Genomic DNA, 23,395 nt, shown 5'->3' with positions numbered 1-23,395 from the left:
GATGGACCAGAAGCACGAGGATCCGCATGTCGATGCCGCCACAGGCATGCCGACGACCGGCCATGAATGGGACGGCATCCGCGAGCTCAACACGCCGCTGCCGCGCTGGTGGCTCGGCATCTTCTACGCCACCATCGTCTGGTCGATCGGCTACTGGATCGTCTATCCGGCCTGGCCGCTTTTGACCGACACGACCAAAGGCGTGATCGGCTACGCCAGCCGTATCGACATCGGCGCGGACATGGCCAGGCTCAAGGCGCAGCGCGCGGCGCAGGCCGCCGGCATGACGGACGCCACGCCTGCGCAGATCAAGGCCGATCCGACACTGTTCCAGATCGCGATGGCGCAGGGCAAGGCCGCCTTCGGCGACAATTGCGCGGCGTGCCACGGCGTCGGCGGCGCCGGTGCCAAGGGCTATCCCAACCTCAACGACGACGATTGGCTCTGGGGCGGCTCGCTCCCGGCGATCCAGCAGACGATCCGCCATGGCATTCGCGTTGCCGGCGACAACGACACCCGTGTCAGCCAGATGCCCGCCTTCGGGCGCGACGGCGTGCTGAAGCGCGAGGAGATTCTTGCCGTCGCCAGCCATGTCCGCGAGCTTGCCGGCCTGTCGACCGAGCCGAAGGCGGACCTCAAGCTCGGGCGCAAGGTCTTCGCCGACAATTGCGCCGCCTGCCATGGCGCTACGGGCAAAGGCAATCAGGAGCTCGGTGCGCCCAACCTCACCGACGCGATCAGCCTCTACGGCATGGACATGGCCTCGCTGACCGAGACCATCGCCAACAGCCGAAACGGGGTGATGCCGGCCTGGGCCGGACGTCTCGACGAGACCACGATCAAGGCGCTGACCGTCTATGTCCACTCGCTGGGGGGAGGGCAGTAGCGTGAGCACCGCCGAGGCCGACCAGGACGACATTCCGCTCTTTGCGGCGTCGCGGAAGGTCTATCCGCAGAGCGTGGCGGGCCCGTTCCGGCGCGCGAAGTGGCTGATCCTCTTCCTGTGCCTGGGCATCTATTACCTGCTGCCCTTCCTGCGCTGGGATCGCGGCCCGTATCTCCCCAACCAGGCGGTCCTGGCCGACATCGCCAACAACCGCTTCTACTTCTTCTTCATCGAGATCTGGCCGCAGGAGGTCTACTATTTCACCGGCCTGCTGATCCTGGCCGCCTTCGTCCTGTTCCTGATGAACGCGGTCGCCGGCCGGGTCTGGTGCGGCTATCTCTGCCCGCAGACGGTCTGGACCGATCTCTTCCTTTCGGTGGAGCGCTTTTTCGAGGGCGACCGGCGCGAGCGCATGCGCCGCGACGCCGAGCCCTGGGGCTTCGACACACTCTGGCGCAAGGGCGCCAAGCACGCGGTCTGGCTGATCATCGCCTGGTGGACCGGCGGCGCCTGGGTGCTCTACTGCGCGGATGCGCCGACTTTGGTGCGCGAGCTTGCGACCTTCACCGCGCCGCTCTCGGCTTATGTCTGGATCGCGATCCTGACCTTCACCACCTACACGCTCGCCGGGATCATGCGCGAGCAGGTCTGCAAGTACATGTGTCCCTGGCCGCGCATCCAGGCAGCGCTGACCGACGACGAAGCGCTCAACGTCACCTATCGCTACGACCGGGGCGAGCCGCGCGTCTCGGTGAAACAGGCTTTGAGGCTCAAGGCGCAGGGCGCGCCGGCGGGCGACTGCGTCGACTGCTTCCAATGCGTCGCGGTCTGCCCGACCGGGATCGACATTCGCGACGGCGCCCAGGTCGACTGCATCCAGTGCGGCCTGTGCATCGACGCCTGCGACACCGTGATGACCAAGATCGGCCGGCCGACCCGGCTGATCGCCTATGACACCGACGGCAATGTCCAGCGCCGCCTGGCCGGGAAACCTGCGATCTACCGGCTGGTGCGCCTGCGCACCCTGATCTATCTGGCGCTGATCGCGATCGTCGGGGGTGCCATGCTCTGGCAGCTCGCGACCCGCAGCACCGCCGGCATCTCGGTGCTGCATGAGCGCACGCCGCTGTTCGTCACCCTGAGCGACGGGGCGATCCGCAACGCCTATGCGGTGCGCCTGCTCAACAAGCGTCCGGAGCATCGGCCCTTCGCCCTGACGGTCTCGGGCCTGCCCGGCATCAGGATCGAGGCGGTCGGAGCCCCGCCCAGTGCCGATCTGCGGCCGGTCGTCACCGTCGATCCCGATTCCTCGCGCGAGGTGCGCGTGCTCGTCACCGTCCCGGCCGGCGTGCCGCTCGCGGCCTCGCAGGTGATCACCATCACCGCTTCTGATCTCTTTGCCGGCGAGACGGTGCGAGCCGACGACCATTTCATGGCGCCGGAGACCCATCGATGAGCTGCTGCGGAGTCATCATCATGCCCTATGAGACCCCAAGGCCGATCGCTTCGCGCCGGCCCGTCGAGCTGACCGGAGGCATGGTCGCCGCCATGCTGATCCTGTTCTTCGGCGTGGTCGTCTCGGTCAATGCGACCATCCTGACGATGGCGCTGCGGACCATGCCGGGCGTCGAGACCCGCAGCGCCTATGAGGCGAGCCAGCGCTTCAACGAAGAGATCGCCCGCCAGCACGAGCGCGATGCGCGCGGCTGGTCCGCCTCCACGACGCTGGCCCGGCAGGCCGACGGCGCGACGCTCGCCGTCACCCTGGCCGATCGCAGCGGCGGGCCGCTCGCCGGCCTCGCCACCAGCGCTCGTCTGCGTCACCGGGCGACCTCAGCTCGCGACCATGACCTTTCGCTGAGCGAGAGCCGGCCAGGGCGCTACGAGGCCCGCTTCGAGACGATCGAGGCCGGCTCCTGGATCCTCGAGCTACAGGTCAGGCGCGGCGAGGAGGTCGTCTTCGTCTCGCGCAGCCGCGTCACTCTGGAGCGCTGAGATGGCGGCGCAGGACCTCTCCGTCTTCGTCCGTCATCGCAATGGCGGCATCGCCAGCATGGAGCTGGCGGTTGACGGCATACGCTGCGCCGGCTGCATGCAGGCGATCGAGGGCGGGCTCGCCCGCGAGCCTGCCATTTTGGGCGCCCGCGTCAACCTGGCGCTGAAGCGCGTCTCGGTCGAATGGCGCGAGGCGCTGCTGCGTCCGGAGGCGGTGGTCGAGAAGCTCGCCGCGCTCGGCTTCAAGGCCTATCCCTTCGCGCCGGAGCGCCAGGAGGCGGGAGCCGCGAGCGAGGAGCGCTATCTCCTACGCGCGCTCGGCGTCGCCGGCTTCGCCTCGATGAACATCATGCTGCTCTCGGTCGCGGTCTGGTCCGGCAATGCGGGCGATATCGACCCGACGACGCGCGACTTCTTCCACTGGCTCTCCGCCCTGATCGCGCTACCGACGGCGGCCTATGCCGGCCGGCCTTTCTTCGAGAGCGCGCTTCGGGCGCTGAAGGCCGGCGCGGTCAACATGGACGTGCCGATCACCATCGGCGTCGTCCTCGCGCTGGTCATGTCGGTCGCCGAGACCTGGAACCATGGCCGCCACGCCTATTTCGACGGCGTGGTCATGCTGCTCTTCTTCCTGCTGATCGGGCGCCATCTCGACCAATTGATGCGCCAGCGCACCCGCGATCTTGCAGGCAATCTCGCTGCGCTCAAGGCCGAGACCGCGACGAGGCTCTCCGGCGACGGCAGCACCACGGTGCTGCCGATCGCCGCGATCGCGCCCGGCGATCTCGTGCTGGTGCGGCCGGGCGAGCGCGTCTCAGTCGACGGCATCGTCGAGACCGGCCGGTCCGATCTCGACCAGAGCCTCGTCACCGGCGAGACCACCCCGGTCGACATCGGGCAGGGCGAGCGCGTCCATGCCGGCACGCTGAATCTCACCGGCACTCTGACCGTGCGGGTCAATGCGGCCGGGGAGGGCACTCTGCTCGACGAGATCGACCGGCTGATGGACCAGGCGGTCGGCAACCGCTCGCGCTATGTCCGCCTCTCCGACCGCGCCGCGCGGCTCTATGCCCCGGTGGTGCACACGCTGGCGGCCTCGACCTTCCTCGGCTGGCTGGCCTTCGGCATGTCCTGGCCGGAAGCGCTGATGATCGGCGTCACCGTGCTGATCATCACCTGTCCCTGTGCGCTCGGCCTCGCCATCCCGGCTGTGCAGGTCGTCGCGGCCTCCGCCCTGTTCAAGCGCAAGATCATGCTGAAGCAGGGCGATGCGCTGGAGCGCCTGGCCGAGGCCGATATCGCCGTCTTCGACAAGACCGGGACGTTGACCCTGCCGGAGCCGGAGATCCTCAATCCCGAGGCCCTGCCGGCCGAGCGGCGAGCCGAGATCGGCGCGCTCGCGGCGGCGAGCGGGCATCCGTTGGCGCAGGCACTCGCAAGGGCGCTCGGTGTTTCGCGTGCGGCGGAGGACGTGCACGAGGAGAAGGGGCAAGGTCTTCGCGTGGGGCAGGTTGGCAATGAGCGGCGTCTCGGCAGCGTCGCCTTCTGCGGCGCGCAGTCCGAGGCGGCCATGGTCGCGGCGCTGCATCCCGGCGCCTCGCTGATCGCCTATCGCCATGGCGCCTTCTGCACCGTGCTGGCGCTCGGGCAGGCGCTACGCCCGCAGGCGCGCGAGACCATCGCCGCCCTGCGCAAGGCCGGGCTAGAGGTCGCGATCCTCTCCGGCGACCGCTTCGAGGCGGTGGCGCCGATCGCCGCCGAGCTCGGCGTGACCGAGCTGCATGCCGGCCTGCTGCCTGGCGACAAGCTCGCGCTGCTCGAACAAATGGCGGCCGATGGCCATAAGGTGCTGATGGTCGGCGACGGGCTCAACGATGCGCCGGCCCTGGCGGGCGCCCATGTCTCGCTTTCGCCGGTCAGCGCCACTCATCTGGCGCAGGCGGCGGCCGACATCGTCTTCCTCGGCGAGAGCCTGGCGCCGGTCGCGGCCGCGCTGGGAATCGCCCGCAAGGCGCGCGGGTTGATGCTGCAGAACCTCTGGTTCGCCGTACTCTACAATGCGGTCGCGGTGCCGATCGCCATCGCCGGGCTGGCGACGCCGCTGGTCGCCGCCGTCGCGATGTCCGGCTCCTCGCTGGTGGTGACGCTCAATGCGTTGCGCGCCCGTGCAGCGGGGGAGGCGCAGTCATGAACATCATCGTGATTCTGTTCCCGCTGGCGCTCGGCCTCGGGCTTCTAGGCCTCGGTGCCTTCTTCTGGTGCATGCGCAGCGGCCAGTACGCCGATCTCGACGGCGCGGCCTGGCGGGTGCTGCAGGATGACGATGCGCAGGCAGGGCCGCGAGGTGGTGTCAGCGGCAGCGCCGGAAACGCTTCGGGCTGAAATCGAAGCCGCGCTGGCGGATGAAGGAGAGCGTGTCGCCATCGACACGGACGGTGAAGACGACCCGCATCGGCCGGCCTTCGCCATGACATTCCCCGGCGATTTCGTAGACGTCCCGCCGGCGCTCGGCGCGCAGCGTTCGGCAACTCGCCTCGAATGTCGAGAAGTCAAGCTCCTTGGCGTCGAGGCCGATCACTGTGTCGTCGGCGCTGCAGCCCGGCGCGCCCCAGCGCCCGATCCATTCGGTCGCCTGCGCCGGCAGTGCGATGATCGCAAATCCGGCGAAGGCGGCAATCCCTGCGATATGGTTCATGCTCGCGGCTCCTATCATGACCCATGGTCATGATAGGGCGGATGCCGCCGCCGCGACATAGACCCTGCCCTGGTGCGGTTGGGTCAGACGGGGGAGCGCCCCGGCCCTTATGGCCGGGGCGATGTCGTCAGTAATAGACGGTCCGGCAAACGCGCACGCGACGGCCGTAGCGGTTGCGTCGGACCGAGCAGACCGTCCGGCGACGGCGCGGACGGCGCCAGTACTGGCTGAACTCGGCGGGAGCCGCGTCGAGCCGGGCCGCGTTCTCCGGTGCAAGCGAGGCGGCGGCGACCGGCGCGCTCGCCAGGCTCACACCCGCGGCGCTCGCGGCGAGTCCACCACACAGCGTGGCGATGAATGAACGTCGGTTCATGGTTTCTCTCCTTGGTGTCGCCCTTCGTAGAGCTGACCACAGGAAACATGAACGAATTGTGAAGCTATGGCTCGCTCGCTATAGCGGGCGAATGCCCAGTATTCGGTGATGAAGATCGAGGTTATCGATACTGACAGGCGTCTGGGTCGATCTGCCGTTTCGAGAAATCTTATGAATTCTGTTCTTGAATCTCTTCTCCACTTACATTGAGGAATGTGCCGCGCCCTTTGCGGGCGCGGCCACCCTTTTGCGCCCGGCGTGGCGATCACGCCGGGCGGCCGGTTTCCTCGGCGTCAGGCGACGTCGAAACGGTCGAGGTTCATCACCTTGGCCCAGGCCGCGACGAAGTCCTTGACGAACTTCTCCTTGGCGTCGGCGCTGGCATAGACCTCGGCGAGGGCGCGCAGGATCGAGTTCGAGCCGAAGACGAGATCGGCGCGGGTGCCGGTCCATTTGACGGCGCCGGTCTTGCGATCGGTGCCCTCGAACACCTCCTTGGCTTCGGAGGTCGCCCGCCACTGCGTGCCCATGTCGAGCAGGTTGACGAAGAAGTCGTTCGTCAGCGCGCCCGGCCGCTCGGTCAGGATGCCGTGCTTGGAACCGTCGGCGTTGATGTCGATGGCGCGCAGGCCGCCGATCAGCACGGTTAGCTCGGGGGCGGTCAGCGTCAGCAGCTGGGCCCGGTCGATCAGCGCCGCCTCGGCCGGCACCCTGACGCCCGGCTTCCGGTAGTTGCGGAAGCCGTCCAGCGCCGGCTCCATCACCGCGAAGGAGTTGACGTCGGTCTGCTCCTGCCTGGCGTCGGTGCGGCCCGGGGTGAACGGCACGCTCACGTCATGGCCGGCGGCCTTGGCCGCCTGCTCGACGCCGACATTGCCGGCCAGCACGATCAGGTCCGCCAGCGAGACCTTCTGGTCGCCGCCAGCTTCCTTGTTGAACTGGCGGCGGATGCCGTCGAGAACATCGATCACCCTGGCGAGCTGGGCCGGGCGGTTGACCTCCCAGTCCTTCTGGGGGGCGAGGCGGACGCGCGCACCATTGGCGCCGCCGCGCTTGTCGCCGCCACGGAAGGTCGCGGCCGAGGCCCAGGCGGTGCCGACCAGCTCGGAGACGGTAAGGCCGGAGGCCTTGATCTTGTCCTTGAGCACGGCGATGTCGGCGGCGTTGACCAGCGGATGGTCGGCCACCGGCACCACGTCCTGCCAGATCAGCTCTTCCTTCGGCACTTCCGGGCCGAGATAGCGCGAGCGCGGGCCGAGATCGCGATGGGTCAGCTTGAACCAGGCGCGGGCGAAGGCCTCGGCGAAGGCCTGCGGATTCTCGAGGAAGCGGCGCGAGATCTTCTCATAGGCCGGGTCGACCCGCAGCGAGATGTCGGTCGTCAGCATGGTCGGCTTGCGCTTCTTCGAGCGGTCATGCGCGTCCGGAATGATCGCCTCGGCGTTCTTGGCGACCCATTGATGCGCGCCGGCCGGCGACTTCTCCAGCTCCCATTCGAAGCCGAAGAGGTTCTCGAAGAAGAAGTTGCTCCACTGTGCCGGCGTCTGGGTCCAGGTGACCTCGAGGCCGCTGGTGATGGTGTCGCCGCCCTTGCCAGAGCCGAAGCCGCTATGCCAGCCGAGGCCCTGCGCTTCGAGGCCGTCGGCCTCGGGATCGACGCCGACATTGTCGGTGGGGCCGGCGCCGTGGGTCTTGCCGAAGGTGTGGCCGCCGGCGATCAGCGCGACGGTCTCCTCGTCGTCCATCGCCATGCGGGCGAAGGTGTCGCGGATGTCCCTGGCGGCGAGCAGCGGGTCGGGGTTGCCGTCCGGACCCTCCGGGTTGACGTAGATCAGGCCCATCTGCGTCGCGGCGAGCGGCGTTTCGAGATTGCGCGAATGCACCTTGCCATCGGCGTCGTCATCGGCGACGAGAACGGCCTCGCCGGCAGGCTTCTCGACGCCTTCCGAACCATGGGCGTAGCGCAGATCGCCGCCGAGCCAGGTGGTCTCGCGGCCCCAGTAGACATCCTGATCCGGCTCCCAGGTGTCGGCGCGGCCGGCGGCGAAGCCGAAGGTGCGGAAGCCCATCGTCTCCAGCGCGACATTGCCGGTCAGGATCATCAGGTCGGCCCAGGAGATCGCCTGGCCGTATTTCTGCTTGATCGGCCAGAGCAGGCGGCGCGCCTTGTCGAGGCTGACATTGTCCGGCCAGCTGTTGAGCGGCGCGAAGCGCTGCTGGCCGCGACCACCGCCGCCACGCCCGTCGGCGAGGCGATAGGTGCCGGCGCTATGCCAGGCCATGCGGATGAACAGCGGGCCGTAGTGGCCGAAGTCGGCGGGCCACCAATCCTGCGAGTCGGTCATCAGCTTGCGCAGGTCGTTCTTCAGCGCTGCGTAGTCGAGCTTGGCGAAAGCTTCGCGATAGTCGAAGGCCTGGCCGAGCGGATCCGACTTGGCCGAATGCTGGCTCAGCAGCTCGACGGGCAGCCGGTTCGGCCACCAGTCGCGGTTCTGCCGGGCGCCCCCGCCATGGGCGACGGGGCATTTTCCCGTGCTGTCCTCAGTCTTCGCGTTCATGTCTCTCTCCGAAGCTCGGCTGGGTTCCGGGGTGGGTCTTAGCAGGGCCATTTCATTATTTTAATTCCGATTTTCTGATCGCGACGATAAGCTGGGATTATGACAAATCTGACCTTCAAGCAGCTGCGCTATTTCGAGGCGCTGGCGCGGCACGGCCATTTCGGACGCGCGGCCGAGGCCTGCGCGATCTCGCAGCCGGCGTTGTCGCAGCAGATCAAGGCGTTGGAGGAGGAGCTGGGCGGCGGGCTGTTCGAACGCGACAGGCGCCAGGTCCGGCTGACGCGCTTCGGCGAAGAGATCGCGGCGCGGGCCAGGGACGTGCTGCGCTCGCTCGACGAGCTCGAAGGCTATGCGCATACCTCGCGAGACGGGCAAGTCACGCGCCTGCGCATCGGCGTGATTCCGACGGTTGCGCCCTATCTGCTGCCCGGCCTGATCAGCGATCTCACCCGCCTGCATGGCGAGCTCGACCTCAATGTGCGCGAGACTTTGACGCCGAAGCTGGTGCAGGAGCTGAGCGAGGGGCGGCTCGACATGGCGATCGTCGCGCTGCCGGTGTCCGAGCCGTCGCTGACCGAGGTCGCGCTGTTCACCGAGCGCTTCGTCCTGGTGCGGCCGCGTTCGGACGAGGGCAAGCCGGCCCCGGACCGCGAGGCGCTGCGCGAGATGCGGCTGCTGCTGCTGGAGGAGGGGCATTGCTTCCGCGACCAGGCGCTGTCGTTCTGCAGCACCAAGCCGCGGACCGTGCAGTCGCGCGACCTGCTCGATGCCAGCTCCCTCTCGACGCTGGTGCAGATGGTCGATGCCGGGCTCGGCGTCACGCTGATCCCGGAAATGGCGGTGGCGGTCGAAACGCGCTCGGCCTGCGTCGCGATCACGCATTTCAGGGCGCCGGAGCCGTCCAGGACGATCGGCATGGTCTGGCGCAAGACAAGCCCGCTGGCGAAGCAACTCCTGGAGATCGCCGAAGTGGTGCGGCAATCGGCCGGCGCGCTGCGGCAAGCCGATGGGACACGCGCCACAGAGGCTGGCTGACGCCGGCCTCGATCGTGGGCATGCCTGTTTTACCGTGGAGTCAGCGGTGATACAGCGCCGGCCGAGCGATGTCCGAACGCTCATGCGCGCCTGGCGCAAAGATCGAAACGGCCTTCGGATGAACTTTGAAGCGCGCTGGCGTGGCGGTGACGATTTCGCCATCGGTGTTCACCGGCATCGGTTTCCTCGTCTCGATATCGAACTCGACGCATTTCGCCGTGCGGACCTCGCGCCATGCACCGTGAGTTCCCGACCGGAACGAGCGCAGCATCAGCGCCAGTTTCCAGAGATTCGTCATCTCCAGGCTGTAGAGATCGAGATGCCCGTCATCGATCTCGGCATTCTCCTCGACCACGTTGCCGCCGCCATAGTGTCGGCCGTTGCCCACGGCGATCTGGTAGGTCTCGACGTCGGTCGTCTGCCCCTTCTCCGTGATCTTGGCCTTGAACCGCGACGCGCCTGTCATGACCTTCATGGCGGCCACGGCGTAGCCCAGTCTCCCGAACCGCTTCTTCAGCACCGGGTCGAGGCTTTGCGCCAGCTCGCTGCTCAACCCGATGCTGGCGACGTTGAAGAAGGCGTAGCCGTTGACCGTACCGACGTCGACCTGGCGTATCTCGCCGCGAGCGATGATGTCTGCCGCGCCGACGAGATCCATCGGGATGTCGAGCGTGCGCGCCAGGTCATTTGCCGTTCCCATCGGAATGATGCCGAGCGGCAGGCCGCTTTCCATCGCTGCGAGCGCAGCCGACGACACCGAGCCGTCGCCGCCGCAGACGATGACGAGATCTGCCCTGTGGCGCAGGCGCACGATGTCGCGCGCGATTTCCGGTAGGGCTTCGAAGGTTTCGACGGTGACGTCGAGCCCGCCATCCTTCAGGCGATCGAGAAGGGGGTCGATCGACTCCTGGCCGCGGCGCGCCTTTGGATTGCGCAGCAGCAGGGCTCTTTTCGGTCGGCGCGTGAGATTGTCTGATATCGGGGACATCCCGACGCAGTTGGGGACGGCAACCTCGATGTCAACCGGGCAGAGTGTCGAGCTGGTGCACTCGTCGAACGAACCTGATCGGCGGCGACCACGTCCCGACCAGAAAACCTCGGGGGGCAAGATGGTAGCGGGAGAGGGACTCGAACCCCCGACACGCGGATTATGATTCCGCTGCTCTAACCAGCTGAGCTACCCCGCCCCGATGGCGACGCGCCGTTAACGGCGGTCAATCGCGACGGCGCGGATATAGGGGGCGGGGGGCGCCGGCGTCAAGCCTTCATGACGTGGCTCAGCTCAGCTTCCTCAACCGGACCACCTTGAAATAGCCCTGGCCGACATGGACGGTCTCGTAGCGGCCGGTTCGCGCGGCCCAGTCGGTCAGGCGCGAGACCTTGAAATCGCTGCTCCAGCCGATCGCCCTGGCCAATGGCGCGACCGCCTTCCAGAACGGGGCGGCGAAGCCGCCATCATCGACGAGGCGGCTGGAGATGACGATCTCGCCGCCCGGGCGCAGCACCCGGTCCATCTCGCCGAGGGCCTGCTCGGGATCGGGGACGAGGGTGATGACGAACTGCGCGGTGACCGCGTCGAAGGAGTTGTCGGCGAAGCCGAGCCGGCAGGCGTCCATCACCATCAGGCCGCGGACATGAGCGAGATTCTGGCTCAGCACCTTGGCTCGCGCCACGCGCAGCATGTCCAGCGAGAGGTCGGCGCCGACAACCTGCCTGTCGGGTTCGAAATAGGGCAGGGTGAGTCCCGTGCCGACGCCGATCTCGAGGATGTCGCGGCCGCTGGCGCAGGCTGCCGCAACCGCCTCGCGCTGGGCGCGGGCAAGCAGGCCCTGATAGATCCGGTCGTAGAATTTCGCCCAGACCGCGTAGACGCGCCTTTGCGCGTCGAGACCGTTCGTCGTCGTCATGAGATGGCGTAGGCGGGCTCGGGCTGCGGCGCCGGGCGGGGCGCCCGGTTGGCCATGATGACGCCGCCGCCGAGCACGCGGGCTCCGCTGCCGGCATGGTCGTAGATCACGCAGGCCTGGCCGGGCGAGACGCCCTCCTCGCCCTGCGCCAGGAGGACATGCACGCCCTTGTCGTCGGCAAGCAGGCGGGCCTCGCGCGGCGCGCGGGTCGAGCGGACGCGGACCGCGACCTCGATGCCCTCGGGCGGCAGGTCGGCGAGCGCGATGTCGCCGATCCAGTTGAGATCACGCAGGTCGACGCGGCTGACGCTGAGCGCCTCGCGCGGGCCGACGATGACGCGGGCGTTCTCGGCGTCGAGCGCGACGACATAGAGCGGTTCGGCGCTGCTGATGCCGAGGCCCTTGCGCTGGCCGACGGTGTAGCGCAGCACGCCCTCGTGCTCGCCGAGCACGCGGCCGTCGAGGTGGACGATGGCGCCGGGCCGGGCGGCGCCCGGCTTCAGGCGCTCGATCACCTCGGCATAGCGGCCGTTCGGCACGAAGCAGATATCCTGGCTGTCAGGCTTGTCGGCGATGGCGAGGCCGAACTCGGCGGCGAGCGCCCGGGTCTGGACCTTGTCGAGGCCGCCGAGCGGGAAGCGCAACAGGTCGAGCTGCTCCTGCGTCGTGGCATAGAGGAAATAGCTCTGGTCCCGGCTCTCGTCGGCGGCACGGAAGAGGCCGCGATGGCCTGTGCCGAGATCGCGGCTGGCGACATAATGGCCGGTGGCGAGCGCATCGGCCCCGAGCTCGCGGGCGAGGCCGAGCAGGTCGCGGAACTTCACGGTGCGATTGCACTCGACGCAGGGGATCGGCGTCTCGCCGGCGAGATAGCTCTCGGCGAAGCGCTCGATCACCGCGTCGCGGAAGCGGCTCTCATAGTCGAGCACGTAATGCGGAATGCCGATCGCCTCGGCGACGCGGCGGGCGTCGTGGATATCCTGGCCGGCGCAGCAGGCGCCGGCGCGGTGCACGGCTTCGCCATGGTCGTAGAGCTGCAGGGTGACGCCGACGACGTCATAGCCCTGGCGCTTCAGCAGCGCTGCCACCACCGAGGAGTCGACGCCGCCCGACATGGCCGCGACGACGCGTGTGGCCGCAGGCGGCTTGGCGATGTCGAGCGAGTTGAGCGAAACGGTCATCAGGGGTCCAGGCGGGTTCGGGCGCGAAGCGTCCGAGGATTTGGGCGCTCTATAGCGGTTTTGATAGATGCGGGCCAGCATCCGGCCGGCAATTCCTGCCGAGTGGCGCCGTCCGATGACGTCATTCCTGCCGGGTCCGGGATCGAGTCGATTCACTCAAGACATTGAATCATAGAGATTTTCTGGTTGGCTCGCCTCTTGCTGGGAGAGCGGCGGCCACATCGTCACGGTTCCGTTCCGGAGAGTACCCATGTCAGCTGCGCCGGTCTCGCGTTCCTCTGCGCTGCCTGAGATCACGTTTCCGAGCCGCCGCGGCCCCGAACGGGACGCCTCGGAACAGGCTTTCACCTTGCCGCCCGAGCCGGCGGATCGGCCGCGCCCGCGCCTGGATGACGACCGTCCCCGCGGGCGTCTCGACGACGACCGCAATGCCCGCGATGACGCCGGCATGCGCGATCAGGCGAAGCCGGACGACGGCGCCCGCAAGACGAGCGCGGCCGATGCCAGATCGTCGACCCGCGCCGACGATACCGGCAAGGACAGGAAGGCCGCGGACGCCAGCGAGACATCCGACACGACGAAGGCGGAGGTCGGCGCGGACGCGACGAAGGACACCTCGGCGAGCCAGACCAAGACGAGCGAGACGGCTGCCGACGACAAGCCTGTCGGGGGCAAGACGATCGAGGAGCGCAAGGCCGCGTTGGCCGCTGCCCTCGATGGAGCGCCGGTGATCGGCAAGGGCAGCCCGGACGAGCAGGCCGCCGCTGGCGCGGTGATGCAGCCCGTGCCGCCGACACCGATCGCCGCGGAATTCCTCGCCCTCGCGGCCGCCGCGCTCCACGGCGGCGAGCCGGCGAAGCCGGAAGGCACGACCACCGAGGACGGCAAGGCCCTGACGGCGACCGGGGCTACGGCGCAGGCGACCGGCGAGGCTATCGCCGTGCCGGTCCCGCCAGCGCTGCCGGCGAAGGCAGACGGCCGGGCGAGCGCGGGCGGCGAGGCCGCCGCTGCCGACATCAAGGCAGGGCTGCAGCCGCAGCTTCCGGCTGCCGGCACCGAATCCAAGACGGACGGCAAATCGGGCGAAGCCAAGTCCGGCGGCGCGGACCAAAGCGCTGCGAAGACGGCTGAGACCAAGCCCGGCGAGGCGCAGGCCACCGCCAAGGACGATAGCGACGCCGGCAAGGTCGCCGCGAGCGCCGCTGGCAGCGATGCGAAGGCGACGAGCGATACCAAGGCCGCCGATGCCGCCACTGCGCCCGCAGCCACCGCCCAGACGACGCAGGCCGCGTCGACGGAAGCCACCAGCGGCGTGCAGCAGGCAAGCGCGCCCCTGAGCCCGCAGGCCATTCTCGCGGCGGGCCCGCAGAGCCTGACCGCACCGCAGGCGCCGTTGACGGAGCTCGACGCCGCCGCCCAGGCGACGGCCCGTGCCCAGGCCGAAGCAGCCCACAAGGCTGTTTCCGCAGATGCCGGGCGGCCGACGCCGCTGCATGTCGTGCCGATCGAGATCGGCGCGAAGGCACTCGCCGGCAACAGGCGCTTCGACATCAGGCTCGATCCGGCCGAGCTCGGGCGCATCGACGTCAGCCTCGAAATCTCCGACAAGGGCGACGTCAGCGCCAAGCTGACCGTCGACCGGGTCGAGACACTCCACATGCTGCAGCGCGACGCACGCACGCTGGAGCGCGCCTTCGAGCAGGCTGGACTGAAGCCCTCCGAGGGCGGAATCGATCTCAGCCTGCGCGATCCGGGCGGCCAGCAGGCCGGTGGGCGCCAGCAGCAGGGTGACGAGGCGCCGCGCGGCCGCCGCACCTGGGTTCAGGCCAGCGAAGACAGCGCACTCGTCACCGATGTCGCAACCCTGCCGCGAACCGGCGGCCGCCTCGGCGGCGTCGACCTCAGCATCTGAAGGAGGGACGTGTCATGGCCGTCTCCAATACCAGCAAGCTCACCGCCCAGCAGATCGCGGCGGCACAGAACAACACCGCGAGCGGCAACGGCACCTCGATCGCCAATAACTTCGACCAGTTTCTGACGCTGCTGACGACACAGCTCAAGAACCAGAACCCGCTCGATCCGCTCGACACCAACCAGTTCACCCAGCAACTGGTGCAGTTCGCCGGCGTCGAGCAGCAGCTCAAGCAGAACGAGACGCTGACCGCGCTGCTCGGCGTCAGCAAGGCGACGACGGGCGCGAGCGCGATCGGGTTCGTCGGCCAGACCGTCACGGCCGATGGCGCCGCGACGCCGCTCAAAGAAGGCAAGGCCGAGTGGACGCTCAATGCCTCCAAGGGCGGCACCGGCACGATCACCATCAAGGATTCGAGCGGCAAGGTGGTCTATACCGGCACGAAGACGCTGACGGCGGGCGACCAGACCTATAGCTGGGACGGCAAGACCTCGACGGGCTCCACTGCGCCCGACGGCGAATATACCATCACTGTCGACGGCACCGACGTCTCGGGCGCGGCGATCACGGTCAAGACCGAGATCACCGGCAAGGTCGACGGCATCGACTTTTCGACCACCGTGCCGACGCTGCTGATCGGCGCGATCAAGGTCCCGCTCGACAGGGTCAAATCGGTGAAGAGCACGTCCTGACAAACCCGTCATGAGCCATGCCGAAAGCCTGCGTGATTGCTTTAGGCAAAATTTAAGCCCGTCGGGGCTAAGCTCTCTGGCAGTAGGTCTGTTGAGTTGTGTGAGAGTACAATGACCGAGCCGCTGCGACCGCGCGTCAAATATGTGATCGGGCCCGATGGCAGCCCGCTGACGATCGCCGATCTGCCGCCGATGAACACGCGCCGCTGGGTGATCCGGCGCAAGGCCGAAGTCGTCGCTGCCGTGCGCGGCGGCCTGCTCAGCCTGGAGGAAGCCTGCCAGCGCTACACGCTGACGGTCGACGAATTCCTGAGCTGGCAGATGTCGATCGACCAGCATGGCCTCGCTGGTCTGCGCACCACCCGCATCCAGCACTACCGCCAGTAATTTCTTCTGGCGACCGCAGACATTCGAGAGGCGCCGGCCGAGAGGCCGGCGTTTTCGCGTTTCGGCCATGTGGCATTTCAGCCGAACTGTGCCGTTTCCTAACCGCCGTTAACCGGGCGCTAACCATGCACCGGGAAAAACTTGCCTAGTGGTGTGTCTGTGCGTTGGTCTCGCAGGCACCGGGCGACGGAAGAACGGCGTGAACGGGCTAGTCGAACAGTTCCGGAGATTCGGCGCGGCGCGGCTGGCGGCTATGCTGGCGGTGACTCTGGCGCTAATCGGCTTCTTCGCCTTCGTCATGGTGCGCATGTCGCAGCCGGCGATGGGCGTGCTCTTCGCCGACCTGTCGAGCCAGGACGTCAGCGCCATCACCAAGGACCTCGATACGCGCGGGGTCAAATACGAATTGCGCGGCGATGGGCAGACCATTCTTGCACCGCGCGCCGACGTGCCGAAGCTCAGGCTCGAGCTCGCCGGCAAAGGCATCCCGTCCGGCGGCGGCGTCGGCTACGAGATCTTCGACAAGGGCGACGCCTTCTCCTCGACCAGCTTCGTCCAGAACATCAACCATCTGCGGGCGCTCGAGGGCGAGCTCTCGCGCACCATCCGCTCGATCAGCCGCGTCCAGGCGGCGCGCGTCCATCTCGTCATTCCCGAGCGGCGCCTGTTCGAGCGCGACCGCGAGCCGCCGCGCGCCTCGATCGCGCTCAAGCTCGCCGGCGACCTCGACAATGCCCAGGTCAGGGCGATCCGCCATCTCGTCTCCTCGGCCGTCGATGGCCTGAAGCCGGAGCGGGTCTCGATCGTCGACGAGCGCGGCCGGCTCCTCGCCGACGGCGCCCAGGGCGAGCAGGGCATGGTCGGCGTGGCGCTGGACGAGCGCCAGAATGCGATCGAGCGGCGGATCAAGTCGCAGGTCGACGACATCGTCGCCAGCATCGTCGGCCCGGGCCGCGCCCGCGTGCAGGTCTCGGCTATGCTCGATTCGAACCGGATCGAGAGCCGCTCCGAGACCTTCGATCCCGAAAGCAAGGTCATCCGCTCCAGCCAGAACCGCAACGAGGCCTCCGCCTCGAACGAGCAGCGCGAGGGCGTCACCGTCGGCAACGAATTGCCGGGCGCGCAGCAGAACCAGGGCCAGCAGCAGGGCGCGCAGCGCGACACCAGCTCGAAGAACGAGGAAGTCGTCAACTACGAGATCTCGCGCACGACCCGGACCGAAGTGCAGGAGGGCGGGCGCATCCGCAAGCTCTCCGTCGCCGTGCTGGTCGACGGGCTCTACAGCAGGCAGGGCAATGATGTCGCCTACCAGCCGCGGCCGCCCGAGGAGCTGGAGCGCATCTCGCAGCTCGTGCGCACCGCGGTCGGCTTCGACCGCCAGCGCGGCGACCAGGTCGAGGTCGTCAACCTGCGCTTCGCCGAGGCGCCGCAGGCGCCGACGGACCTCGTCGAGCAGACGCTGATGCAGCAGCTCGCGTCGTTCACCCGGGAGGACGTCGTCCGCTTCGCCGAAATGGGCGTGATCGCGCTGCTGATCCTGATGGTGCTGATGGTGGTGGTGCGCCCGCTGCTCAAGCAGGTGCTGGCGCCCGATCGCGAGCTCCGAGCGATTCCGAGCTTCATGCGCAACGGCATGGTCGTCGTCGACCAGGGCACGGGCGATCCGTCGGCGTTCCCGTCCGTCTCAGGCGGCGCGGCGACGGGTGCCGGCGGAGAGGGTGGCATCGACGTCGAGGCGCCGTCAGAGCGCATGCTCGCGATCGCGCAGATCAAGGGCCAGCTCAAGGCCCAGTCGGTCGAGAAGATCGGCGCCATGGTCGCGCAGAATCCGGCGGATTCCGTCGCGGTGCTGCGCAGCTGGATCCACGAGAAAGCACCAGCGTGACGGGAGCCTGAACCATGGCCGCGACACGCGCCATCGCAACCCGCAGCGGAAGCAGCGACGCCGACAGCGAGATGACGAACTATTCCGACGGCCCGATGATGCTCGACAGCATGACCGGGCCACAGCGCGCCGCAGTCATTCTGCTCATCCTCGGTGAAGACCATGGCCGGGTGATCTGGCAGGAATTCGACGACGAAGAGATCCGGATCATCACCCGCGCCATGGCCGAGCTCGGGACGGTCGATGCCGACCAGGTCGAGAAGCTGATGCTCGACTTCGTCGGCCGTCTGTCCAGCGCGGGGGCGATCACCGGCTCGTTCGATCGCACGATCTCGCTGCTGGAGAAGATCCTGCCGACCGACCAGGTCGCTCTGATCATGGAGGAGATCCGTGGTCCTGCCGGCCGCAACATGTGGCAGAAGCTCGGCAATATCGACGCCGTCGTGCTCGCGAACTTCCTCAAGAACGAATATCCGCAGACGATCGCCGTGATCCTCTCGCGTATCCGGCCCGATCATTCGGCCAATGTGCTGCGCAATCTGCCGAACGAATTGTCGATCGAGGTGGTCGGCCGGATGCTGCGCATGGAAGCGGTGCAGAAGGAGGCGCTCGACCATATCGAGAACACGCTGCGCACCGAATTCGTCTCGACGCTGACGCAGACGCGCCGGCGCGATCCGCACGAGATGATGGCCGAGATCTTCAACGGCTTCGATCGCCAGACCGAAATGCGCTTCCTCGCCGCGCTCGATGCCACCAACCAGGAATCGGCCGAGCGCATCCGCGCGCTGATGTTCACCTTCGAAGACCTCGGCAAGCTCGATTCCGCCGGCCTGCAGACCATGATGCGCCAGGTCGACAAGGACACGCTGGCCCGCGCCCTCAAGGGTGCGAACGAGGAGATGCGGGCCTTCTTCCTCGGGGCGATGTCGCAGCGCGCCGCCAAGGTGCTGCAGGACGACATGCAGGGCCTCGGGCCCTTGCGTCTCAAGGAGGTCGACGAAGCGCAGATGAAGATGGTGACCCTGGCCAAGGACCTCGCCGAAAAGGGCGAGATCATCATCTCCAAGGGCAACGCTGAAGACGAGCTGGTCTACTGACATGGCAGCAGCCAAGAAATTCATGTTCGCCACCGACTTTCGCGGCAATGGCAGCAAGGCGGTCGACGAAGCCGCGCTCGAGGCCGCCCGGGCGGACGGCTTCCACAGCGGGCTCGACCATGCGCGGCGCGAGGCCGACCAGCAATTGGGCGCGCTGCTCTCGCAACTGGTGCGCCAGAGCGAGCGACTGCTGGCACACCAGGATGAGCAGCTGGCGCAGATCGAGGCGCAGGCTGCGCAGCTTGCGATCAAGACCGCGCGCAGCCTTGCCGGTGCGGCTCTTGCCGACAAGCCGCTGGCGCAATTGCTCGATGCGGCGCGCGAATGCCTCGCCCATGCCCGGCACGCGCCGCATTTGGCGATCCGAGTGCATGAGAGCCTGGTCGAGACCGTCGAGGCCAAGCTGTCGGCGCTGGCGCGCGAGACCGGATTCGCCGGCCGGATCGTCGTGCTGGGCGAACCCGACATCGCCCTCGGCGATGGCCGGCTGGAATGGGCCGATGGCGGCATCGCGATCGAAAGCGCAACGCTCAACGAGGCGGTCGACAAGGCCGTCAGGGCCGTCTTCGGCCCGGCAGCGGGGTAAGGGACAATGGCAAACGAAAACGACCTCAACCTGCCGCCGCTCAATCCGGCCGACCTCTCCTTCGATCACGATGCCGGGGGTGACTCGGTCGCGCGCTCCGGGCCTGTGCCGGTCAAGACGGCGGAGGATCTCGAGCAGGTCTTCGACGTGCCGGTCACCGTCTCGGCCGTGCTCGGCTCCTCGCGGATCGCAGTCGGCGACCTCCTGCGCGTCACGCCCGGCACGGTGCTGGAGCTCGACCGGCGCGTCGGCGAAGCGATCGACATCTTCGTCAATGAGCGCCTGGTGGCGCGCGGCGAGGTCGTGGTGGTCGAGGAGCGTCTCGGCGTGACCATGACGGAAATCATCAAGACCGACCGGTGACGCACCGGCCGGAACGACTGCATTCTTCAAGGAAGGCCTGAGCCATGCGCCTCATCATCGTCGGCAGCCTCAAGGGCCAGCTCATCACCGCCGCCAAGATCGCGGTGTCGCAGGGCGCCGCCGTCACCCATGCCGAGAGCGTCGAGCAGGCGCTGGCGGTGCTGCGCACCAAGGGCGGCGACCTCTTGATGGTCGATGTCGAGCAGCCGATCGCCAAACTCGTCGCGGCGCTCGAGGCCGAGCGCATCCGCACCCCGCTCGTCGCCTGCGGCACCTCGACAGATGCCCGCGCCGCCGTCGCCGCGATCCAGGCCGGGGCGCGCGAATACGTGCCGCTGCCGCCCGATCCCGAATTGATCGCCGCCGTGCTCGCCGCCGTCGCCGGCGACAAGGCCAGCCTGATCTGGCGCGATCCGGCGATGGAGCGGGTCGTCCAGCTCGCCAACCAGATCGCGCGCTCGGATGCGCCAGTTCTGGTCACCGGCGAGAGCGGCACCGGCAAGGAGATGATCGCGCAGCATCTGCACCAGAAGTCGCTGCGCAAGGACAAGCCCTTCGTCGCGGTGAACTGCGCCGCCATCCCCGACAATCTGCTCGAATCCGAACTGTTCGGCCATGAGAAGGGCGCCTTCACCGGCGCGATCGCCCGGCGGATCGGCAAGTTCGAGGAGGCCAATGGCGGCACGCTCCTGCTCGACGAAATCTCGGAGATGGATGTGCGCCTGCAGGCCAAGCTGCTGCGCGCGCTGCAGGAGCGGATGATCGATCGAGTCGGTGGCACGCAGCCGGTCAAGGTGGACCTGCGCATCATCGCGACCTCGAACCGCAATCTCGGCGACGCGGTGCGCGAGGGCTCCTTCCGCGAGGACCTGTTCTACCGGCTCAACGTCGTGCATCTGCGCCTGCCGGCGCTGCGCGAGCGGCCGGGCGACATCCTCGCGCTGGCCGACCATTTTGCCAAGAAATACGCCGAGCTGAACGGCATGCCGCTGCGGCCTATCGCAGCCGAGGCGCGCAAGCTCCTGCTCGGCAACAGCTGGCGCGGCAATGTCCGCGAACTGGAGAACACCGTGCATCGTGCCGTGCTGCTGGCGCAGGGCGTCGAGATCGGCACCGAGGCGATGCTGACGCCGGAAGGCGAGACGCTCGGCCCGGCCAGCGGACGCGACGTGGCCTCTCGGGCGGCGCAGACGGCCGAGGCGGTGACGCGCGGCCTGGTCGGGCGCACCGTCGCCGATGTCGAGCGCGACCTGATCCTCGACACGCTCGACCATTGCCTCGGCAACCGGACCCACGCCGCCAAGATCCTCGGCATCTCGATCCGGACGCTGCGCAACAAGCTGAGCGAGTATGTCTCTGCGGGCGTTCCCGTCGCCGAACCGGGCCAGGCGCGGACGACGTCGCTCTGACAAGCCCTGAAATGCAGATGGGCCGGAGCGAGAACTCCGGCCCACCCAAGGTCACTCAATAATAGTAGCGGCGACGATAATAGTAGCGCCGCGGACGGTAATAGTAGCGCGGGCGGTAGTAGTAGCGCCGGACATAGCGCGGACGGCGATAATAATAGTACTGGCTGAAGTCGGCGTCGGTCTTGTCGAGGCCTTCCTTCAGCTCTTCAGACAGCTCCTCAGGCTTCCTGGTCGGGAGCGGGGCGATCTTGGGCTGTGCGGCTTCCGAAGCGGCGATGCCGCCGACGCTGGCTACGGCGAGACCGCCGAAGAGCGCCATCACAAATGAACGTCGATCCATGTCATGCCTCCAGTTGGTTCGATCCGGGCGCCGCGTTCCCACGAGGCCACTCTATTCCCCTTTCTGACCGAGCGTCACGCTGGTGTTGCGACGATGGTTCACAAAGGGCCGACGGCGCGGGAGACCGGCCGTTAGCTTGTTGTGACGGTCTGAGGCGCAATCGCGCCGCCGATGTCCGCCTCATTCTCAGACCGCTCCCAGCGGCTTGCTGATGTCTTCGAGCGAGCGGCGCTCGGCCTTGATCGCAAAGCGCCAGGCGATCAGCCCGGCCGCGATCATCAGCGCTGCGCCAAACAGATAGCCGCCGAACACGCTCATGCGCGAGCCGGTGTCGATCAGGGCGCCGAACAGCCAGGGGCCGGCGATGCCGCCGAGGCCGGTGCCGAGCGAATAGAACACGGCGATCGCCAGCGCCCTGATCTCGAGCGGATAGGTCTCGCTGACCGTGAGATAGGCGGAGCTCGCCGCGGCCGAGGCGAAGAAGAAGACGATGCTCCAGCAGATGGTGAGCTGGCTGGCGCTGACGATCTCGCGTGCGAAGAGAAAGCCGGTGCCGGCGAGGAGCAGGCCAGACAGGATATAGGTGGCGGCGATCATCGGACGCCGGCCGAGCGTGTCGAAGAGCCGGCCCAGCAGGAGCGGGCCGAGGAAGTTGCCGGCTGCGAAGGGCAGGATGAACCAGCCGATCGCCTGCGATGGAACGCCGTAGAAGTCGGTCAGGATCAGCGCGTAGGTGAAGAAGATCGCGTTGTAGAAAAAGGCTTGCGAGGTCATCAGCGCCAGCGCCACCAGGGTGCGCGGCCGGTGCGTGACGAAGAGGGTATCGGCGACCTCGCTCATCGGCGTGCCCGGGCGAGGGCGCAGAGTGAGTGTCGGCAGCGTCGCGGCAGGCTGCGGCGGCGAGAAGGACTCGATATGGGCGACGATCGCCTCCGCCTCGGCAATGCGGCCATGGCTCATCAGCCAGCGCGGACTTTCGGGGATCCATCGCCGCAGGATCATGACGACGAGCCCAAGCGCGGCGCCGATGAAGAAGGCGAGCCGCCAGCCGGTGTCGGGCGGCACCAGCGCGGGGTCGAGCAGGACGATGGCGGCGACGCCGCCGATCGCGGCGCCGACCCAGAAGGAGCCGTTGATGACGAGATCGGTCCAGCCGCGCACGCGCGCCGGCACAAGTTCCTGAATGGCCGAGTTGATCGCGGTGTATTCGCCGCCGATGCCCATGCCGGTGAGGAAACGAAAGAGCAGGAAGCTCCACAGGTTCCAGGAGAAGGCGGTCGCGGCTGTCGCCGAGAGATACACCAGTACGGTGATGGTAAAGAGCTTCTTGCGGCCGAGACGGTCGGTGAGCCAGCCGAAGAGGATCGCGCCGATGACCGCCCCGGCAATGTAGGCAGCGCCGGCGAGACCGATATCGGTGTTGGTGAACTTGAGCGCCGGACTTTCCTTCAGCGCACCGGACACGGATCCGGCCAGCGTGACCTCGAGACCGTCGAGGATCCAGGTGACGCCGAGCGCGACGACGACGAGCGTGTGAAAGCGCGACCAGGGCAGGCGATCGAGCCTGGCCGGGATGTCCGTGACGATCTCGTCGCGTAGGCTTTCGCGTCCTTCGCTCAAACGGCTTATTCCTCCGACAGACGGTCTCGGCGCCGCTTCAAATGTGACAGACGGCCCGAAGGCCGCCTGCCGATCGGATTTGCTCTCAGCGGTAGATTACGCGGCGGCGAACGACGACGCGGCGCGGACGGCGCACAACGACGCGGCGACGCACGACGACCGGACGACGATAGGGCCGTGGCCGGCGAACGACGACGCGATCACGGACTACCACCTGGCTGAAGTCGGCATCGGTCTTGTCGAGACCGGCCTTCAGCTCGGGAGCGAGATCTTCCGGATTCGGCAGCGGGGCAGCGGCGGGCACAGCGGTCGCGGCCTGCGCGATGCCCATGCCGCCGACGCTGGCGACGGCGAGACCACCGAACAGGCTCAGCATGAATGAACGTCTATCCAAAATTTCCTCCAGAAGGCTTTGGCCAGGTGGCCTTGTGTCGTCGGCCCGCCTCGAAGTTGGACGGCTGAATGCGGCCG

The 23,395-nt window shown here is 67.7% G+C and carries 23 protein-coding genes and 1 tRNA gene; 14 read left to right on the top strand and 10 right to left on the bottom strand.

Annotated elements, in window-relative coordinates; translation table 11 throughout:
* The first annotated feature begins 1 nt into the window (after position 1).
* The 5 genes from ccoP to ccoS are packed head-to-tail and all read left to right on the top strand — an operon-like array spanning position 2 to position 5,263.
* Positions 2-886: a cytochrome-c oxidase, cbb3-type subunit III gene (gene ccoP, locus CXY91_RS12400; protein WP_100961664.1), complete on the top strand. Its 885-nt coding sequence runs from the start codon at positions 2-4 to the stop codon at positions 884-886.
* Position 887: 1 nt separating this feature from the next.
* A complete protein-coding gene (gene ccoG, locus CXY91_RS12395; protein ID WP_248307454.1) occupies positions 888-2,342 on the top strand; it encodes a cytochrome c oxidase accessory protein CcoG in 1,455 nt (484 codons plus the stop codon).
* A 20-nt stretch (positions 2,343-2,362) separates the two neighbouring features.
* Positions 2,363-2,881 carry a FixH family protein gene (locus CXY91_RS12390; RefSeq protein WP_158673388.1) on the top strand — a complete coding sequence of 173 codons (519 nt, stop codon included), beginning with the start codon at positions 2,363-2,365 and terminating at the stop codon, positions 2,879-2,881.
* Between the two features lies 1 nt (position 2,882).
* Positions 2,883-5,072, top strand: a complete 2,190-nt coding sequence (locus tag CXY91_RS12385) for a heavy metal translocating P-type ATPase (protein ID WP_100961658.1) — start codon at positions 2,883-2,885, stop codon at positions 5,070-5,072.
* Positions 5,069-5,263, top strand: a complete 195-nt coding sequence (gene ccoS / locus CXY91_RS12380) for a cbb3-type cytochrome oxidase assembly protein CcoS (protein WP_091837389.1) — start codon at positions 5,069-5,071, stop codon at positions 5,261-5,263. Before CXY91_RS12385 ends, ccoS begins: the two co-directional genes overlap by 4 nt.
* On the opposite strand, the gene CXY91_RS12375 is transcribed toward ccoS, so the two are convergent.
* The 3 genes from CXY91_RS12375 to katG form a co-directional block, all read right to left on the bottom strand.
* A complete protein-coding gene (locus CXY91_RS12375) occupies positions 5,232-5,576 on the bottom strand; it encodes a hypothetical protein (protein WP_100961656.1) in 345 nt (114 codons plus the stop codon). The genes ccoS and CXY91_RS12375 overlap by 32 nt on opposite strands.
* A 127-nt stretch (positions 5,577-5,703) precedes the next feature.
* The gene (locus tag CXY91_RS12370; RefSeq protein WP_100961654.1) at positions 5,704-5,949 is read right to left on the bottom strand and encodes a hypothetical protein; all 246 of its coding nucleotides are present in this window, start codon (positions 5,947-5,949) and stop codon (positions 5,704-5,706) included.
* Positions 5,950-6,242: 293 nt separating this feature from the next.
* Complete coding sequence (katG, locus tag CXY91_RS12365) at positions 6,243-8,507, bottom strand: catalase/peroxidase HPI (RefSeq protein WP_100961651.1); 2,265 nt, start codon at positions 8,505-8,507, stop codon at positions 6,243-6,245.
* Positions 8,508-8,606: 99 nt separating this feature from the next.
* Here katG and CXY91_RS12360 point away from each other — a divergent pair, with 99 nt between their 5' ends.
* On the top strand, positions 8,607-9,542 hold the full coding sequence (locus tag CXY91_RS12360; RefSeq protein ID WP_100961649.1) for a hydrogen peroxide-inducible genes activator: 936 nt from the start codon (positions 8,607-8,609) through the stop codon (positions 9,540-9,542).
* Positions 9,543-9,582: 40 nt separating this feature from the next.
* On the opposite strand, the gene CXY91_RS12355 is transcribed toward CXY91_RS12360, so the two are convergent.
* From CXY91_RS12355 to mnmA, 4 genes are all read right to left on the bottom strand, one after another.
* Entirely contained in the window at positions 9,583-10,650 is a 1,068-nt protein-coding gene (locus CXY91_RS12355) for a lipid kinase (RefSeq protein WP_465246854.1), read from the bottom strand.
* Positions 10,651-10,652: 2 nt separating this feature from the next.
* Positions 10,653-10,729: transfer RNA gene (locus tag CXY91_RS12350), tRNA-Met, on the bottom strand.
* Between the two features lie 90 nt (positions 10,730-10,819).
* On the bottom strand, positions 10,820-11,449 hold the full coding sequence (locus CXY91_RS12345; RefSeq protein ID WP_091837377.1) for a class I SAM-dependent methyltransferase: 630 nt from the start codon (positions 11,447-11,449) through the stop codon (positions 10,820-10,822).
* Positions 11,446-12,630: a tRNA 2-thiouridine(34) synthase MnmA gene (gene mnmA / locus CXY91_RS12340; protein ID WP_100961920.1), complete on the bottom strand. Its 1,185-nt coding sequence runs from the start codon at positions 12,628-12,630 to the stop codon at positions 11,446-11,448. The genes CXY91_RS12345 and mnmA overlap by 4 nt, the downstream gene beginning before the upstream one ends.
* 250 nt (positions 12,631-12,880) lie before the next feature.
* On the opposite strand from mnmA, the gene CXY91_RS12335 reads away from it, so the two are divergent.
* From CXY91_RS12335 to flbD, 8 genes are all read left to right on the top strand, one after another.
* Positions 12,881-14,542 carry a flagellar hook-length control protein FliK gene (locus CXY91_RS12335; protein WP_100961645.1) on the top strand — a complete coding sequence of 554 codons (1,662 nt, stop codon included), beginning with the start codon at positions 12,881-12,883 and terminating at the stop codon, positions 14,540-14,542.
* 14 nt (positions 14,543-14,556) lie between these two features.
* On the top strand, positions 14,557-15,234 hold the full coding sequence (locus CXY91_RS12330) for a flagellar hook assembly protein FlgD (protein WP_100961643.1): 678 nt from the start codon (positions 14,557-14,559) through the stop codon (positions 15,232-15,234).
* 111 nt (positions 15,235-15,345) lie between these two features.
* Positions 15,346-15,621 (top strand): CtrA inhibitor SciP, encoded by a 276-nt coding sequence (gene sciP, locus CXY91_RS12325; protein WP_038359348.1) that lies wholly within the window; start codon positions 15,346-15,348, stop codon positions 15,619-15,621.
* Between the two features lie 199 nt (positions 15,622-15,820).
* Entirely contained in the window at positions 15,821-17,506 is a 1,686-nt protein-coding gene (fliF, locus tag CXY91_RS12320) for a flagellar basal-body MS-ring/collar protein FliF (RefSeq protein WP_100961641.1), read from the top strand.
* A gap of 71 nt (positions 17,507-17,577) precedes the next feature.
* Positions 17,578-18,606, top strand: a complete 1,029-nt coding sequence (gene fliG, locus CXY91_RS12315) for a flagellar motor switch protein FliG (protein ID WP_244543925.1) — start codon at positions 17,578-17,580, stop codon at positions 18,604-18,606.
* Position 18,607: 1 nt separating this feature from the next.
* Positions 18,608-19,192: a FliH/SctL family protein gene (locus CXY91_RS12310; RefSeq protein WP_091837365.1), complete on the top strand. Its 585-nt coding sequence runs from the start codon at positions 18,608-18,610 to the stop codon at positions 19,190-19,192.
* A 6-nt stretch (positions 19,193-19,198) separates the two neighbouring features.
* Positions 19,199-19,555, top strand: a complete 357-nt coding sequence (gene fliN / locus CXY91_RS12305; RefSeq protein ID WP_100961637.1) for a flagellar motor switch protein FliN — start codon at positions 19,199-19,201, stop codon at positions 19,553-19,555.
* Between the two features lie 44 nt (positions 19,556-19,599).
* Entirely contained in the window at positions 19,600-20,964 is a 1,365-nt protein-coding gene (gene flbD / locus CXY91_RS12300; protein WP_100961635.1) for a sigma-54-dependent transcriptional regulator FlbD, read from the top strand.
* Between the two features lie 55 nt (positions 20,965-21,019).
* Here flbD and CXY91_RS12295 read toward each other — a convergent pair whose 3' ends face one another.
* The 3 genes from CXY91_RS12295 to CXY91_RS12285 form a co-directional block, all read right to left on the bottom strand.
* Positions 21,020-21,304: a hypothetical protein gene (locus CXY91_RS12295; RefSeq protein WP_199777416.1), complete on the bottom strand. Its 285-nt coding sequence runs from the start codon at positions 21,302-21,304 to the stop codon at positions 21,020-21,022.
* A 186-nt stretch (positions 21,305-21,490) separates the two neighbouring features.
* On the bottom strand, positions 21,491-22,924 hold the full coding sequence (locus tag CXY91_RS12290; RefSeq protein ID WP_248307453.1) for an MFS transporter: 1,434 nt from the start codon (positions 22,922-22,924) through the stop codon (positions 21,491-21,493).
* A gap of 85 nt (positions 22,925-23,009) precedes the next feature.
* Positions 23,010-23,318: a hypothetical protein gene (locus tag CXY91_RS12285; protein WP_143079733.1), complete on the bottom strand. Its 309-nt coding sequence runs from the start codon at positions 23,316-23,318 to the stop codon at positions 23,010-23,012.
* Between the last annotated feature and the right edge of the window lie 77 nt (positions 23,319-23,395).

Source organism: Allobosea sp. FBZP-16, from assembly GCF_002831785.1.
Classification (GTDB): domain Bacteria; phylum Pseudomonadota; class Alphaproteobacteria; order Rhizobiales; family Beijerinckiaceae; genus Allobosea; species Allobosea lupini.
This window is presented reverse-complemented; position numbering and strand designations above follow the sequence as displayed.